The organism is Pseudoduganella sp. OTU4001 (assembly GCF_038440195.1).
Classification (GTDB): domain Bacteria; phylum Pseudomonadota; class Gammaproteobacteria; order Burkholderiales; family Burkholderiaceae_D; genus Rugamonas.
The window spans coordinates 37,921-51,607 of record NZ_JASATG010000020.1 but is presented as its reverse complement, the minus strand read 5'-3'; the positions used below and the strand labels follow the sequence as shown (position 1 = coordinate 51,607).

General features: G+C 63.7%; 13 protein-coding genes. 9 read left to right on the top strand and 4 right to left on the bottom strand.

The annotated features are described in order from the left end of the window. The first annotated feature begins 65 nt into the window (after nucleotides 1-65). The 9 genes from kbl (at nucleotide 66) to AAHE99_RS17810 (ending at nucleotide 9,729) form a co-directional block, all read left to right on the top strand. On the top strand, nucleotides 66-1,268 hold the full coding sequence (gene kbl / locus AAHE99_RS17850) for a glycine C-acetyltransferase (RefSeq protein ID WP_342118689.1): 1,203 nt from the start codon (nucleotides 66-68) through the stop codon (nucleotides 1,266-1,268). 14 nt (nucleotides 1,269-1,282) lie between these two features. Then, nucleotides 1,283-2,245, top strand: coding sequence for an NAD-dependent epimerase/dehydratase family protein (locus AAHE99_RS17845; protein WP_342118688.1), 963 nt, complete (start codon nucleotides 1,283-1,285; stop codon nucleotides 2,243-2,245). A 20-nt stretch (nucleotides 2,246-2,265) separates the two neighbouring features. After that, nucleotides 2,266-3,645, top strand: coding sequence for an L-serine ammonia-lyase (locus tag AAHE99_RS17840; protein ID WP_342118687.1), 1,380 nt, complete (start codon nucleotides 2,266-2,268; stop codon nucleotides 3,643-3,645). A gap of 90 nt (nucleotides 3,646-3,735) precedes the next feature. After that, complete coding sequence (gene thrC, locus AAHE99_RS17835) at nucleotides 3,736-5,211, top strand: threonine synthase (RefSeq protein ID WP_342118686.1); 1,476 nt, start codon at nucleotides 3,736-3,738, stop codon at nucleotides 5,209-5,211. 9 nt (nucleotides 5,212-5,220) lie between these two features. Further along, a complete protein-coding gene (locus AAHE99_RS17830; RefSeq protein WP_342118717.1) occupies nucleotides 5,221-6,417 on the top strand; it encodes a molybdopterin molybdotransferase MoeA in 1,197 nt (398 codons plus the stop codon). A 1-nt stretch (nucleotide 6,418) separates the two neighbouring features. Next, complete coding sequence (gene moaD, locus AAHE99_RS17825; RefSeq protein WP_342118685.1) at nucleotides 6,419-6,673, top strand: molybdopterin converting factor subunit 1; 255 nt, start codon at nucleotides 6,419-6,421, stop codon at nucleotides 6,671-6,673. Between the two features lie 158 nt (nucleotides 6,674-6,831). After that, nucleotides 6,832-7,650, top strand: coding sequence for a substrate-binding domain-containing protein (locus AAHE99_RS17820; RefSeq protein WP_342118684.1), 819 nt, complete (start codon nucleotides 6,832-6,834; stop codon nucleotides 7,648-7,650). Between the two features lie 4 nt (nucleotides 7,651-7,654). Then, nucleotides 7,655-8,548, top strand: coding sequence for a diguanylate cyclase domain-containing protein (locus AAHE99_RS17815; protein WP_342118683.1), 894 nt, complete (start codon nucleotides 7,655-7,657; stop codon nucleotides 8,546-8,548). Then, nucleotides 8,527-9,729 carry an NAD(P)/FAD-dependent oxidoreductase gene (locus AAHE99_RS17810; protein ID WP_342118682.1) on the top strand — a complete coding sequence of 401 codons (1,203 nt, stop codon included), beginning with the start codon at nucleotides 8,527-8,529 and terminating at the stop codon, nucleotides 9,727-9,729. Before AAHE99_RS17815 ends, AAHE99_RS17810 begins: the two co-directional genes overlap by 22 nt. Here AAHE99_RS17810 and AAHE99_RS17805 read toward each other — a convergent pair. From AAHE99_RS17805 to hpnD, 4 genes are all read right to left on the bottom strand, one after another. Then, nucleotides 9,726-10,541 carry a head GIN domain-containing protein gene (locus AAHE99_RS17805; RefSeq protein ID WP_342118681.1) on the bottom strand — a complete coding sequence of 272 codons (816 nt, stop codon included), beginning with the start codon at nucleotides 10,539-10,541 and terminating at the stop codon, nucleotides 9,726-9,728. The genes AAHE99_RS17810 and AAHE99_RS17805 overlap by 4 nt on opposite strands. A gap of 11 nt (nucleotides 10,542-10,552) precedes the next feature. Continuing rightward, nucleotides 10,553-11,338 (bottom strand): DUF1700 domain-containing protein, encoded by a 786-nt coding sequence (locus AAHE99_RS17800; RefSeq protein WP_342118680.1) that lies wholly within the window; start codon nucleotides 11,336-11,338, stop codon nucleotides 10,553-10,555. Between the two features lie 135 nt (nucleotides 11,339-11,473). Beyond that, nucleotides 11,474-12,841: a hydroxysqualene dehydroxylase HpnE gene (gene hpnE, locus AAHE99_RS17795; RefSeq protein WP_342118679.1), complete on the bottom strand. Its 1,368-nt coding sequence runs from the start codon at nucleotides 12,839-12,841 to the stop codon at nucleotides 11,474-11,476. Further along, nucleotides 12,834-13,667, bottom strand: a complete 834-nt coding sequence (gene hpnD, locus AAHE99_RS17790) for a presqualene diphosphate synthase HpnD (RefSeq protein WP_342118678.1) — start codon at nucleotides 13,665-13,667, stop codon at nucleotides 12,834-12,836. The genes hpnE and hpnD overlap by 8 nt, the downstream gene beginning before the upstream one ends. Nucleotides 13,668-13,687 lie beyond the last annotated feature (20 nt).

The following is a 13,687-nucleotide window of genomic DNA, read 5'->3' as shown; positions in this document are numbered from 1 at the left end:
GTTCAATATAGTGAATTCCAATCGGATTAGTGAAATAAGAGTAAACTTTACCTCAGAGGACGACCATGAGCCAAGCGACGAATGCGTTTTATAGTGGCCTGCAACAGAACCTGGAAAAGCTGCGCAGCGAAGGTCTGTACAAGCCTGAACGCGTAATTGCTTCCCGCCAGGGCAGCGAAGTGCAATCGGAAGACGGTCGTACCCTGATTAATATGTGCGCCAATAACTACCTGGGCCTGTCGGGCCAGGAATGGGTGGCGCAAGCCTCCATCGACGCGACCGAGAAGTACGGCTACGGCCTGTCCTCGGTGCGCTTCATCTGCGGCACCCAGACCGTGCACAAGCAGTTGGAGAAGGCGATTTCCGACTTCCTCGGCACCGAAGACACCATCCTGTACGCAGCGGCATTCGACGCCAACGGCGGCGTATTCGAGCCGCTGTTCGACGAAAACGACGCCATCATCTCCGATGCGCTGAACCACGCCTCCATCATCGACGGCATCCGCCTGTGCAAGGCTGCGCGCTTCCGCTACGCCCATAACGATATGGCCGACCTGGAAAAGCAGCTGCAGGCTGCAGCCGACAAGCGCCACAAGATCATCGTGACCGACGGCGTGTTCTCGATGGACGGCACCATCGCCCAACTGGACAAGGTGGTTGAACTGGCAGAGAAATATGGCGCCCTGGTCATGATCGACGAATGCCACGCATCCGGCTTCATGGGCAAGACCGGCCGCGGCACCCACGAGCACCACAATGTGCTGGGCAAGATCGACATCATCACCGGCACCCTGGGCAAGGCCCTGGGCGGCGCCATGGGCGGCTTCACCTCCGGCCGCAAGGAAGTGATCGACACCCTGCGCCAGAAATCGCGTCCATATCTGTTCTCCAACACCCTGGCCCCGTCCATCGCCGGCGCCTCGCTGGCAGTGCTGAAGCGCCTGTCCGCTTCGACCGAACTGCGCGACCGCCTGCACGAAAACACCGCCTACTTCCGCAAGGAGATCGAGCGTATCGGCTTCACCATCAAGCCAGGCACCCATCCGGTTGTGCCGGTGATGCTGTTCGAAGCGCCGGTAGCGCAAAAGTTCGCCGCCCGCATGTACGAACTGGGCGTGCTGCTGTCCGGCTTCTTCTACCCGGTCGTGCCGATGGGCCAGGCGCGCGTACGTGTGCAGCTGTCCGCCGCCCACACCCGTGAGCAGCTGGACAAAGTCCTGGCGGCATTCGAACAGGCAGGCAAAGAACTCGGCATCATCAAGAACTAAGAAGGAACAGAAACATGGAACGCATCCTCGTCATCGGCGCAAACGGCCAAATTGGTAGCGAACTGGTGGAAGCGCTGGCGAAACAGCACGGCGCCCACAATGTGATTGCCACCGACATCAGCCCGGTCAACAAGTACAACGCCGAGCGCTACTCCCTGCTGAACGTGATGGACCGCGCGGCGCTGGAACAGCTGATCGCATCGGAGAACATCACCCAGGTGTACCAGCTGGCGGCGATGCTGTCGGCCACCGGCGAGGCGGCGCCGCTGAAGGCGTGGGACCTGAACATGGACGGCCTGCTGAACATCCTGGAAGTGGCGCGCGCCCGCGGCGAGCAGGGCAAGCCACTGCGCATCTTCTGGCCATCGTCGATCGCGGCCTTCGGCCCGAACACCCCGGCCGAGAATACGCCGCAGTTCACCGTGATGGACCCGACCACGATTTACGGCATTTCCAAGCTGGCCGGCGAACGACTGTGCGAATACTACTTCCTGAAGTATGGCGTGGATGTGCGCTCGATCCGCTACCCGGGCATCATCAGCTACAAATCGCCTCCAGGCGGCGGCACCACCGACTACGCGATCGCGATTTTCCACGCGGCGCTGCGCGGTGAGCGCTACGATTGCTTCCTCGGTCCGCAGACCACGCTGCCGATGATTTACATGCCCGACGCAATTCGCGCAACCATTGAATTGATGGACGCTCCGGCCTCACAAATTAAGATCCGTTCGTCGTACAATGTCGCCGGCGTTTCCTTCAACCCGGAACAATTGGCCGCAGCGATCACCAAAGCGCTGCCCGAGTTCAAAATTGCCTACACTCCGGATAGCCGCCAGGCCATTGCAGACAGCTGGCCGCGCAGCCTGGACGATTCCAAGGCGACCGCGGATTGGGGCTGGAAAGCAAGCATCGGCGTGGACGAGATGGTGAAGGACATGCTGGCGAATATTGACGTGAGCCTCAGCGAGGCCGCATAACGAGAAAGAGACAAGTAACAATGGACATGAGTGTTTTCGACCTTTTCAAGATTGGCATTGGCCCGTCGAGCTCCCACACGGTGGGCCCAATGGTGGCGGCGCGCCGCTTCCTGGTCGAGAACAGTCCATTGGACGATGTCGCCTCCGTGACTGCCGAGCTGTTTGGCTCACTGGCGCTGACCGGTGTCGGCCACGGCACCGACAAGGCCGTGCTGCTTGGTCTGATGGGCGAAACGCCGCAGGGTGTTGACCCCGATGCGGTGGACGATATGCTGGCCGCTGCCGATGTAGATGGGGAACTGCGCCTGCTGGGTGAAAAGACCGTGCCGTTCACCCGCAAGGAGCACCTGGTGTTCCATATGAAGGAGAACCTGCCGGAACACCCGAACGGCATGCGTTTCACCCTGAAGCGCAACGATGGCAGCAGCGTTACCAAGGTTTATTACTCCGTCGGCGGCGGCTTTATCGTCGCCGAAGGCGAGCAGAACGCCACCGACAACAAGCCTCCTGTGCGCCTGCGTTATCCGTTCAGCACCATGGCGGAACTGCTGGGCCACGGTGTCAGCAGCGGCAAGTCGATCCCGCAGATGCTGCGCGAGAATGAGCTGAAGCGCATGACCGAAGCCGAGCTGGATGCAGGCCTGGACCGCATCTGGCACGTCATGCGCGACTGCATCCAGCATGGCCTGGAAACCTCCGGCCAGCTGCCGGGCGGCCTGAATGTGAAACGCCGCGCGGCCGATTTGTGGCGCCAGGCCCAGTCGGGCGGCAGCGCCAACCAGCTGCCGCACGATGCGCTGAACGGCGTCACTTTGTACGCGATGGCGGTCAATGAGGAGAACGCGGCAGGCGGACGTGTTGTAACGGCGCCTACAAATGGCGCTGCAGGCATCATTCCCGCTGTGCTGAAATATTATGCGGAAGACTGTAAACCAGTCGACCCGGTGGCCGGCGTGCGCGCGTTCATGCTGACCGCTGCTGCGATTGGCATGCTGTGCAAGCGCAATGCCTCGATTTCCGGCGCTGAAATTGGCTGCCAGGGCGAAGTGGGCGTGGCCTGTGCGATGGCCGCAGCAGGCCTGGTGGCCGCATTGGGCGGCACCAATGCGCAGATCGAAAACGCGGCCGAGATCGGCATCGAACACCACCTCGGCATGACCTGCGACCCGATCGGCGGCCTGGTCCAGATTCCTTGCATCGAACGCAATGGCATGGGCGCGGTCAAGGCGATTACCGCTGCTTCGCTGGCGATGAAGGGCGACGGCACCCACTTCGTCACCCTCGACAACGTGATCGAAACCATGCGCCAGACCGGCGCCGACATGCAGGCCAAGTACAAGGAGACCTCCCTGGGCGGCCTGGCAATCCACGTGGTGACCGTGAACCACGCAGCCTGCTAAAAATGGCTTTCGTGGGGGTTCTCCCCACGAATATTCGGTTGGCACTATAATAAATGTCCGTTTTCACCTGCCAACCGGATTCTCTACTCTATGCAATACGTGTCTACCCGGGCCGACGCGTCGGCTGCATCGCACTCCCCACAGCAATTTTCCGACATCCTTCTGGGTGGGTTGGCGCCTGACGGCGGCCTTTACCTGCCTGTCGAGTACCCGCAAGTCACCGGCGAAGAGCTGAATAAGTGGCGCTACATGTCTTACGCCGACCTGGCGGTAGAGATACTGAAGAAGTTCGCCGGCGACATTCCGGAAGCGGACCTGCGTGCGCTGGCGCACAAGACCTACACCGCCGACGTGTACCGCAACGTCCGTGAAGGCGAGAAAGCCTCCGATATCACGCCGCTGCGCGTGCTGGAAGAAACCGACGGCAAGAAACTCGTGCTGCAATCGCTGTCCAATGGCCCGACCCTGGCATTCAAGGACATGGCCATGCAGTTGCTGGGCAACCTGTTCGAATACGCGCTGGCCAAGCAGGATGCACAGCTGAACATCTTCGGCGCCACCTCCGGCGACACCGGTTCGGCGGCTGAATATGCAATGCGCGGCAAGAAAGGCATCAAGGTCTTCATGCTGTCGCCGCACAAGAAGATGAGCGCGTTCCAGACCGCCCAGATGTTCTCCCTGCAGGATCCGAACATCTTCAACATCGCCGTCGAAGGCGTGTTCGACGACTGCCAGGATATGGTGAAAGCCGTTTCGAACGACCTGGAATTCAAGGCCCGCCACAAGATCGGCACCGTCAATTCGATCAACTGGGCGCGCGTGGTGGCGCAGGTGGTGTACTACTTCCGCGGCTACCTGGCAGCGACCAAGAGTAACGACCAGAAGGTTTCCTTCACCGTCCCATCGGGTAATTTCGGCAATATCTGCGCCGGCCATATCGCCCGCCAAATGGGGCTGCCGATCGACAAACTGATCGTCGCGACCAATGAAAACGACGTGCTGGACGAGTTCTTCCGCACCGGCGTGTACCGCGTGCGCAAATCGGCCGAGACCTACCACACCTCCAGCCCGTCGATGGACATCTCGAAGGCGTCCAATTTCGAGCGCTTCGTGTTCGACCTGGTGAAGGGCGACGGCAAGCGCGTGCGCGAGCTGTTCAAAAAAGTGGAGACCGAAGGCGGCTTCGACCTGTCCGGCGCGCCGGGCAGCGATGGCGACGAGTTCAAGCTGGTGGAGAAGTACGGCTTCAAGTCCGGCAAGTCGACCCACGACGACCGCGTACAGACCATCCGCGACGTGGCGGATGATTACGGCATCGTGATCGACACCCACACCGCCGACGGCATCAAAGTCGCCAAGGAACACATGCAGCCGGGCGTGCCGATGATCGTGCTGGAAACTGCACTGGCAGCCAAGTTCAATGAGACCATCCTCGAAGCACTGGGCCAGGATGCCGAGCGCCCGGCCGGTTTCGAGAATATCGAGGCGCTGCCGCAGCGTTTTGAAGTCATGCCGGCCGACGTCACCAAGATGAAGGCGTATATCGCCGCCAACACAGGACTGTAAAACATGGCAATGCTCGCCGTCCGCGAAGCCCTGGAGTTCCTGCTCTCCGCCGTCCGTCCGGTGGCGGAGATCGAGAACGTACCGACGCTGGAAGCCAATGGCCGCGTGCTGGCGCGCGCCGTGGTCTCGGGCATGAATGTGCCCGGCCACGACAACACCCAGATGGACGGCTACGCCGTGCGCGCTGCCGACTGCGCCAGCGGCGATGCCACGCTGGCCGTCACGCAGCGCATCCCGGCCGGCCACGTCGGCCAGCCCTTGCTGCCTGGCTGCGCCGCGCGCATTTTCACCGGCGCGCTGATCCCGGAAGGCGCCGACGCGGTGGTCATGCAGGAGCAGTGCGAAGCAAGCGATGGCCTCGTGACCGTACGCCACACGCCGAAACCCGGCGAATGGATCCGTCGTACCGGCGAAGACATCAGCGTCGGCAGCGTGATCCTGGCTGCCGGCACCCGGCTGCGTAGCCAGGAGCTCGGGCTGGCGGCATCGATCGGCATGGCGGACCTCGCGGTGCGCCGCAAGCTGCGGGTGGCAGTGTTCTTCACTGGGGACGAACTGGCCATGCCAGGGGAGCCCCTGGCCCCGGGCGCCGTCTACAATTCCAACCGCTTCACCCTGCGCGCCTTGCTGGAAAACCTGGGTTGCGAGGTGCGCGACTTCGGCATCGTGCCCGATTCGCTGGAAGCCACGCGTTCCGTGCTGCGCCAGGCGGCCGATGGCAATGACCTGATCATCACCTCCGGCGGCGTCTCCGTCGGCGAGGAAGACCACATCAAGCCGGCCGTGGAAGCGGAAGGCAAGCTGAATATGTGGCAGATCGCCGTCAAGCCGGGCAAGCCGCTGGCGTTCGGCGAAGTAGGGCAGGCGTTCTTCCTCGGTTTGCCGGGCAATCCGGTGTCGAGCTTTGTGACCTTCCTGCTGTTCGTGCGGCCATTCCTGCTGCGGCTCCAGGGCGCCGATGTGCCGGGGCAGCCGCGCGGCATGCAGCTGCGGGCGGATTTCAACTGGCCCAAGGCGGACCGCCGCAACGAATTCCTGCGCGCCAGACTGAATGACAAGGGCGGCCTGGACCTGTTCCCGAATCAGGGCTCGGCCGTGCTGACTTCCACCGTCTGGGGCGATGGCCTGATTGACAACCCTCCCGGCAACCCGATTGCCGCCGGCGACGTGGTGCGCTTCATCCCGTTCAGTGAATTGATGTACTGATATGCAGATCAATCTTAAATATTTTGCCAGTGTGCGCGAAGCGCTTGGCGGCGGCGAGACGGTTTCGCTGCCGGCTGGCGTGGCGACCGTGGGCGCCGTACGCGCCTGGCTGATCGCGCGCGGCGAGCCATGGGCGAGCGCGCTGTCCGAAGGGCGCGCCTTGCGCATGGCGTGCAACCAGCGTATGTGTGAGGCCGAAGCGCCGGTCAGCGCGGGTGACGAAGTTGCCTTTTTCCCACCTGTGACGGGCGGATAAGACGTCCCTGCAACACGATGCTGAGCACAGTTGACCTGGCGCATCATCGCGATATACTTAATCAAGCGCGGCCCCAAATCCTTGCCGCGTCTTCCACCTGCTGAATTCCTGTCGCCTCTTCCCTGCGGCTTTCTTCCTTCGAAACAAGGAGAGTCGCAATGGGTTTCGTCTTTGCTGCCATTGGCCTGAACGGCTCCGCTGCCAGCGGCACGGCGAGTCCGCGCCGGCTGCAGCCGCAGCGCCTGCAAATATCCGGCTCGACCACGATGGCGCCACTATTGCGCGAAATCGCGGCCAAATATCGCTTGCACCATCCGGAAGTCACCATCGATGTCGACCTTGGGGGCTCGCTGCGCGGCCTCGATGCGGTGCGCACGGGGCAGGCGCAGATTGCGATGCTGTCGCGCGCCTTGGCGCCGGGCGAGCATGATTTGTATGGCATTCCGATTGCGCGCGATGGTGTCGGCGTGGTGGTGCACGCGAATAACCCCATCAAGCAGCTCAGCTTTGAACAGTTGCAGGACGTGTTCAGCGGCCAGGTGCGCGAATGGCGCGTGCTTGGTGGCGCCGGGAATTCGATCCATGCGGTGGGCGCCTTGCCGGGCAGCGCCTCCAACGCCTTGTTCGCCCGTTTCCTAAAGCAGACGATGGAGACCTTCCATCTCAACGCGGCGGTGGAGTCGAATACCGAGCGCCTGGCGGTGATTGCCGCTTGCGAAGGCGGCATCGGCTTCGTTTCCGTCGGCGCCGCTGAGCGTGCCATTGCCCAGGGCGTGTCGGTGTGCCTGCTGCCGATTTCCGGCATCTCGGCCAGCATGGCGAATATCCGCAATGGCAGCTACCCGATCTGCCGCGCGCTGACCCTGGCGAGCAAGGAGCCGCCGGTGGGCGTTGCGCGCAGCTTCTTCGCGTTCTGCCTGTCGGCACAAGTGAACAGCATCCTGAGTGCGTTCGATTTCGTCCCTTACCTCGACTGAGCCCATGGAAACGTACCGCACTTATTTTCACGAGCGGCTGAACCTGGCGCTGCAGGATGGCGGCCCGGTCGCAGTGGTGGCGCTGACCCTGGACCATTACCAGGGCATCAAGACCAGCCTCGGTCCGGAAGCCTGCTGTGCCTTGCTCAAGCATGTCACGGCGGCCATGTGCTCCTGCCTGCGCGAGGGAGATACCCTGGTGCGGCTGCTCGGTAACGAGTTCGCCCTGATTTTGCCGGGACTGGTGGCGGACGACGACATATTGCCCCTGCTGGCAAGATTGCTCGACGCGGTCAAGGAACCCATGCAATGGCAGGGCCGTGAATTGGGAACCACCGCCAGCATCGGCATCGCCATGAGCGGCGACAGCGCGGAAGCGCCAGGTCTGCTGCGCCTGGCCAACGTAGCGGCGGCTCACGCTGCGGGACTTGGCGGCAACCGCTTCCGCTTCTGCGCACAGGAAATGAACGAGCGCGCCGCGCGCAGGATGGCCATGGAAGTCGAACTGCGCCGGGCAATCAATTACGCGCAGCTGCAGCTGCTCTGCGACGGCCCAGGCCGGGCTGAAGCCAAGCTGTGCTGGCGCCATCCGGCGCGAGGCTTGATCGGACATCGTGAGCTCATGGCGCTGGCTGGGTCCTGCGGCTTGGCGATACCCCTGGTCGCCTTGCTGGTACGCGAGGCCTGCCGCCAGCAACGCGCCTGGCGTGACGCAGGCCTTTCGATTGCGCCGGTGACGCTCAGGCTGTCGCCGCGCCAGTTCCATACGGACGGCCTGGTGGAGCATATCGAAGTTATGCTGGATATCAACCAACTACCACGCAATATGCTGGTAATTGAGCTGGAGGGCGATGAATCGCATACAATGCAGCCCCTATGGAGAGCAATCAACAATTAGGGGTAGCCGTCATTGGCGGCGGGCCTGCTGGCCTGATGGCAGCGGAAGTCCTGGCGGCTGCCGGTGTACGGGTGGACGTCTACGACGCCATGCCTTCGGTCGGCCGCAAATTCCTGTTGGCGGGACGTGGCGGCATGAATATCACGCACTCGGAAGCTTATGAGCAGTTTGTCGCGCGCTATGGCAGCCGTGCCGGCGTGCTGCGGCCCATGCTGGATGCCTTTACGCCGGACCACTTGCGGGCCTGGGTGCATGGCCTGGGCATCGAAACCTTTGTCGGCACCTCCGGCCGCGTTTTCCCAACCGAGATGAAGGCCGCGCCGATGCTGCGCGCCTGGCTGCATCGCCTGCGCGAGAGCGGCGTGCATTTCCACCAGCGCCACCGCTGGCTGGGCTGGACGGCGGACGGCGCGCTGCGCGTCCAATCGCCGCAGGGCGAGCTGGCCTTGCGGCCGGCGGCCACGGTGCTTGCGCTCGGCGGCGCAAGCTGGGCGCGTCTCGGCTCGGATGGCGCCTGGCAGCCGCTGCTGGCCGCGCGCGGCGTTGACGTGGCGCCGCTGGTGCCCGCCAACTGCGGCTTTGACGCCTCCTGGAGCGAACATTTTGCGGCAAAGTACGCCGGCCAGCCTTTGACCACCGTCGCCATCAACGGCCGCAAGGGCCAGATGGTGATCACCGCGAGCGGCGTCGAAGGCAGCCTGATTTACGCCTTGTCGGCGCAGATCCGCGACCGCATTGCCGCCGAAGGCAGTGCAACCATCGAGCTGGATCTGCTGCCGGACTGGAGCCTGGCGCGCTTGCAGGAGGAGCTGTCGCACCCGCGCGGTTCGCGCTCGATGTCGAGCTTCCTGCAAAGCCGTATCCACATCAAAGGCGTGAAGACCGGCCTGTTGCACGAAGTGCTGGACAAGGAGGCCTTCCACGACCCGTTGCGGGTGGCGGCGACGCTGAAGGCGCTGCCAGTAAGACTGCACGCGCCGCGCCCCATCGACGAGGCGATCAGCAGCGCCGGCGGCGTGCGTTTTGAAGCGTTGGACGGGACGATGCTGAAGGCGCTGCCCGGCACCTTCGTGGCGGGCGAAATGCTGGATTGGGAGGCGCCAACCGGCGGCTACCTGCTGACCGCCTGTTTCGCCAGCGGCCTGGCCGCCGGTCGCGACGTGCTGCGCTACCTGGCTTAGTGCACCCAGCTCACGCCGCCTGAGCCGCTGCGGCTCACGTTGCGGTCGGCCGGGTTGCCGAATACGCGGATGTCGCCGGTACCCCTGACCGTCAGGTCGGCCGACTGGCGCGCAAACACATTGGTGGTGCCGGAACCCTGCAGCGTCACGGTGACCTTGTCGGAGGCCAGGTGCTGCGCATCCAGGTCGCCCGAACCAGCCAGGTCCGCCGTCAGCTCCTTGCAGCTGCCGCTGGAAGTAATCGCACCCGAGCCCACCATTTCCAGCGAAACGCGTTCGCCGTGGCCGGTATTCAGGTTCAGGTCACCGCTGCCGTGCACACCTGCGTCGACTCGCTTGTAGCGTCCGTTGAAGGTCAGGTTGCCCGAGCCTTGCAGCTGGACGCTCAGGTGCTCGCCGCTAAAGCCATTCACGGTGCTGTCGCCGCTGCCGTTGACCACCAGTTCATTCAGCGAAGGCAGCACCAGTTCGACTTCGATCGGGCGGCGCGGATGCAGCAGCAGGCCCTTGGAACCGATGCGCAGGGTGGAGCCATCCTGCACGGTGGCGATATTGCCCAGCAGACGCTGCTCGCCGCGCACTTTCAGCGACGGCACATCGCCTTGCTTCAGGCGCAGGTCGATCGGACCCACCAGTTCGACGGTGGAGATGGTGGCGCTGACTTCGCGCACTTCCGTGCGCGCGGTGCGGCCGGCCACGCTGGTTGGATTGGCGGCGCCTTGGGCGCGCAGCATGCTGTAGGAAACGGCGGTCAGCAGCACTGCCAGCAACGCCATGCCAAGGCCAATCTTGAACAGGGAACGGATATTCATTGGCTTTCCTTTCAGCGGCCGCGCAGCAACGAGGCATTCATCTGGATGTAGCGCTTCAGGCCAATCAGCGAGTACCTGGTAATCACAATGCTCATCAGACTGAGCACGATGCCCAGCAGTACCAGGCCGATGCCGACGGCGGTCTGGGTGGCGCGCGATTCGTTATCGAGGTCGGACGTGATGTGGACGCCGCCTTCGGCCATCGCTTCGGCGCCTTCCAGCCATTTTTCCGATTTGCTGCGGGCTTCGTCCCATTCCTTGCGCAAGCCGGGCGACGGTTCCTGGAACACGTCCACGCCCTGGTCGCTGATCGAAATCTTGGTCTGCATGCGGGCGTCGATCTGCTCGCCTTCGTCGTCGTACACCACCAGGTGGCGCAGCGGGCCGTTGAGCACCAGCTCATTGGCGCCGGCCAGGCCGCTTGCCGTGATGGCAATGCCGCTCACGTACAGTGCGAAGGCGCTGGCGTAGACCGAAACCAGCAGGGCGGAGAATACCGCGGCCGGCACCACCATGAACAGGTTGAAAATGCCCAGGCCGATGAGGGAGAACGCCACCCGGGCCAGGTTGGCGGGGCTGCGGTTTTGTTCGAATGCTTGCTGGTGGGTGCTGGCGCGCAGGGTCATGGCGATCTTGCGCGGCTCGTCCAGGTCGGCGGCGATTTCCGCCTCCGAGCGGCCAGCGGTCAGCTCGTCGATAAAACGCTGCTCGTAGTAAGCCATCGTCTTGGCCGCAATGTCGGGCGGCAAGCCGGTGAGGGCCTTCTTCAATGCGTCCAGGTACTCATTCTTGCTCATAAGAAATTTCAACCTTCTTTTTCTCCATGCTGTCACTGTAGTGGGCGCCGCGCTGGCGCTCCACTGGCTTGCGACAGGATGCAGAAATGGGGGAGCAGGCGACCAAAACCCGGGACAGGCCGGGCGTCTGATTGCTCATCGCCGGGCGCCGGTAAGGACGCGCGCGGCCTGGATGCCGCTGCGGACGGCCATTTCCAGGGTTGCCGGGTAGTCGCCTGCGGTGTAATCGCCGGCCAGGGCCAGGCCGTCCAATGGCGTGGCATTGTCCGGGCGCGCCAGCGCCGGCGTGCACGCGAAAGTGGCCCGTTTTTCGGTGATGACCTTGCTCCAGATGGGCTGGGCCAGCCCGGGGCGTGCCAGGTCGGCCGCCAATTGCTGGGCCAAGGCCGCCGCCAGTTCGTCCTGCGGCAACCCGGCTGCTGCGCCAGCGGCGCTGATGACCACGGCCAGCAGGCCATCCTGGCGCGCATCAAGCTGGGCGCGGTCGAAGACGAACTGGCCCCAGCGCTGGCTGGCCGGATCGTCAATCAAGGCGTAAAACGGCGTTTCCAGGCGGGTGCCAGGCGCGTACTGCAGGTAGCAGGTCGTGATCGGTTCTGGCTCGAAAGCGCGCAATTGCGCCGCCAGCGCGGCGGTTGCCGCGTGCGGCTCCAGCAGCGCTGCCGCAGCTGTCGCCGAGCCGGCAATGACGACGCCATCGAATTCCGCCACCCCGGCCGCCTCGACGCGCCAAGACGGCCCAGCTCGTGTCCCCCTTGGGGTCAGACCCTTTGGTGGACACGGGCTGGGCAGTAGGGCGGAGACTTTGGCGCCAAGGTGGATCTGGTGGCCGTTTTTCTCGAGCCAGCGCGCGGCGGCGTCGGGGAAGAGGGCGCTCAGGTCGGTGCGCGGCAACAGCATGTCGGAGGCGGCGCGGTTCGCCCCAAGGCTGTCGCGCAGCACGGCCAGGAAAACCTGCGCCGAGGCGCGTTCCGGCGCGGTATTGAGGGCGGCCAGGCAGAGCGGGCGCCACATCAGCTGCACCAGGCGCGGGGTCTGGTCAAAGCGTTCCAGCAGTTCGGCGACTGTGCAATCGGTATTCAGCTGCCAGCCCATCCAGCGCGCGGTGGTGCTGAAGCGCGCCAGGGCCAGCTTGTCTTCGCGCGACAAGCCGCGCGCACGCAGCAGGGCAAGGCCGACGTGGAACGGCGCCGGCAGGCGCGGGGCGACAAAGTCCATGCCCTCGCCGCCAGGCGGATAGCGCATCTGCAAGGGGAGATTCAGCAGGGCGGTGCGCGCGTCCACGCCAACCAGGCGCATCAACCGCAGCGACTCGCGGTAGGCGCCCAGCATGATGTGCTGGCCGTTATCCAGCGCCATGCCGTTGACTTCCACGCGCCGCGCGCGCCCGCCCAGGGTGCGCGCGGCTTCATACACGGTGACTTGATGGCCGGCGCGCGCCAGTTCCACGGCGGCGCTGAAGCCCGCCCAGCCGCCGCCTACGACCGCAAATTGCTTAGCCACGAACCCAGGTCTTCCAGGCCAGCCACAGCTTGCGGATCGGCGTCAGGGAAATGCGCTGTTTGAGGACGTGGTAGCCATCCTCTTCGATTTCATTGAGCAGGGTGCGGTAGATCGCAGCCATGATCAGGCCCGGGCGCTGGGCGCGGCGGTCTTCCTTCGGCAGCAGCGCAAACGCCTCGTCATAGGCTTTCTGCGCGCGCGCCACCTGGAACTGCATCAGTTTTGCGAAGTTCTCGGTCTCGCGCGCGTTCAGCAGGTCCGCCGCGGTGACATTGAACTGCTGCAGTTCGTTGACTGGCAGGTAGATGCGGCCCTTGCGCGCATCTTCGCCCACGTCGCGGATGATATTGGTCAGCTGGAAGGCATGGCCCAGCTTTTCCGCATATTGCAAAGTCTCCGGGCGGGTCACGCCAAAGATCGACGCCGACAGGATGCCGACCACGCTCGCCACGTGCCAGCAATACTTGGTCAGGCCGGCGTAATCGAGGTAGCGGGTCTGGTTCAGGTCCATTTCCATGCCATCGATGATGGCCTGCATATGCTCCTGCTTCAGGTCATACACCGCGATATGCGGCTGCAGCGCCTGGGTCACCGGATGGCTCTGTTTGCCCTCGTACATCTGCGCGATCTCATTGCGCCACCAGGCCAGCTTGATGCGGGCCAGCGATTCATCGCTGCATTCGTCCACGGTATCGTCGACTTCGCGGCAGAAGGCGTACAGCGCGGTGATCGCACGGCGGCGTTCCGGCGGCAGGAACAGGAAGCTGTAGTAGAAACTGGAACCGCTGGCGGCGGCCTTCTGCTGGCAGTATTCGTCGGGGGACATGTTCTTATGGCGTGGGTAAT